The organism is Actinomycetospora sp., from assembly GCF_055612215.1.
Map to the genome: position 1 here is coordinate 1 of NZ_JBVPVA010000435.1, position 2,420 is coordinate 2,420.

Below are 2,420 nucleotides of genomic sequence, written 5' to 3' on the forward strand. Positions count from 1 at the left end.
ATCACCGAGCCCGACGCCGGGTCCAACACCCACCAGCTCGCGACGACCGCCCGCCGCATAGAAGGGGAGCACGCCGATAGGGAGGAGTGGGTCGTCCGCGGCGAGAAGTACTACATCTCCGGGGTCGACGAGGCCGAGGCCCTGCTGCTCGTCGCGCGCACGGGGCGCGACGAGCGCGGCCACGCCCAGCTCAGCCTTTTCCTCGTCCCCACGGACGCCCCGGGCCTGCAGAAGATCCCGCTCCCGGTCGACGTCCTGCTGCCCGAGAAGCAGTTCACGCTGCGGTTCGACGACGTCCGGCTGCCGGCGTCGGCGCTGGTCGGCGACGAGAACCAGGGCTTCCGCCAGGTGTTCCACGGCCTCAACCCCGAGCGGATCACCGGGGCCGCGCTCTGCGTCGGGATCGCCCGCTACGCACTCGGCCGCGCCACCCGCTACGCGAACGACCGCGAGGTGTGGGACCGGCCGATCGGCAGCCACCAGGGCGTGGCGCACCCGCTGGCGAAGGCCAAGATCGAGACCGAGCTGGCCGCGCTGATGACCCGGAAGGCCGCGTGGCTGCACGACCAGGGGCTCCCGGCCGGCGAGGCCTCCAACATGGCCAAGTACGCCGCCGCCGAGGCCGCCATCGCCGCGTGCGACGCCGCGATGCAGACCCACGGCGGCAACGGGGTCGCCCAGGAGTACGGGCTGCTCCCCTACTGGGGTCTCGCCCGGCTCCTGCGGATCGCGCCGGTCAACCGGGAGATGATCCTCAACTACGTCGCCCAGCACTCGCTCGGTCTGCCGCGGTCCTACTGAGAGGAGTCCGCGATGGACCTCCAGCGCAATCTCGCCCAACGGATCAACGTCGGCGACGCGCTCACGCGCTCGGCGGCCGCGCGGCCCGACCACCTCGCCGTCGTCGACGGTGACCGCCGCTGGTCGTACGCGCAGTTCGACGCGTGGGTGAACCGGCTCGCGCACGGGCTGCTGGCCCGCGGCTACGAGGTGGGCGACGCGCTCGCGCTGGCCGCGGGCAACAGCGCCGAGTTCCTCGCCGTCTACTACGCGTGCGCCAAGACCGGCGTGGTCTGCGTACCGATCAACCTCGGCTGGCGCCCGCACGAGGTCGCGTACGTCCTGGGGCACTCGCAGGCACGCGGGATGGTCGTCGAGACCCAGCTCACGACGACGATGGCCGAGGCGGTCGCGCAGGTCCCGACCGTCACCGAGGTCGTCCTCGCCGTCGGGACCGCCCGCGACGATCCGGAGCTGCTGACGTCCGCCGTCACCGACGCCGCCGCGCTGACCCTCAGCGACCTCGCCGCCGACGACTCCTCGCCGCCCGAGGTCGCGATCCCCGACCGCGCGGCGTTGAGCTACCTCTACACCTCGGGCACCACGTCGTTCCCCAAGGGCGTCGTCGGCACCCACCTCGCGATCCACCTCGAGTCGATGTCCGCCGCGCTGGACTCCGGGTGGGGCGCGGACGACCGGTTCATCGCGATGATGCCGATGTTCCACACCGCGCAGCTGAACGCGTTCTGCACGCCCGCGGTCGTCGTCGGCGCGACCATCCACGTCCACCGCGGCTTCGACCCGGCCCGGTTCCTCGAGACGATCGAGCGCGAGCGGATCACGCAGGTGTTCGGGCTGCCGATGATGTACCGCGCGGCGCTGGAGCACCCCGACTTCGGCCGCCGCGACGTCTCGAGCCTGAGACGCGCCGTCTACGCCATGGCCCCGATGCCCGAGGCGCAGATCAAGGCCTGCCTCGACGGGTTCGGGTGCGACTTCGCGCTGCTCTTCGGCCAGACCGAGATGTCGCCGATCACCACGCTCTTCCGCCCCGAGCACCAGCTCACGCACATCGGCGCGGTCGGCACGCCGCTGACGGGGGTCCAGGTCGCGATCATGGGGCCGGACGGGCACCTCGTGCCGCCGGGGGAGCAGGGCGAGATCGTCTACCGCGGCCCGTCGACGATGACGGGCTACCTCGACAACGCCGAAGCCACCGAGGCGGCGTTCGCGCACGGCTGGTTCCACTCCGGTGACGTCGGGCGGTTCGACGAGGACGGTGTCCTGTGGTTCGCCGACCGCTTCAAGGACGTCATCAAGACCGGCGGCGAGAACGTCGCGTCGATCGAGGTGGAGAAGGCGGTGTACGCCGCCTCCCCGACGTCCGGGGAGGTGGTGGTCGTCGGGCTGCCGCACGAGCGGTGGAGCGAGGCGATCACCGCGGTCGTCGTGCCGAAACCCGGTGCCGCGATCGACGAGGACGAGCTGCTGGCCGCTCTCAAGCAGCGGCTGGACGGCTACAAGGTGCCCAAGTCGGTGATCGTCGTCGACGAGCTGCCGCGCACGTCCACCGGCAAGATCCAGAAGAACGTCGTGCGCGACGCCCACAGCGACCACTACGGAGGCTGAGTTGCCCGCAC

2 protein-coding genes are annotated in these 2,420 nt (G+C 71.5%); both read left to right on the forward strand.

What is annotated here, in order from left to right:
* Positions 1-801, forward strand: an 801-nt coding sequence (locus AC0CYZ_RS12235) for an acyl-CoA dehydrogenase family protein (protein ID WP_472215647.1), incomplete at its 5' end; no start/stop codon positions are given.
* Between the two features lie 12 nt (positions 802-813).
* A complete protein-coding gene (locus AC0CYZ_RS12240) occupies positions 814-2,409 on the forward strand; it encodes an AMP-binding protein (RefSeq protein WP_472215649.1) in 1,596 nt (531 codons plus the stop codon).
* Positions 2,410-2,420: the final 11 nt, after the last annotated feature.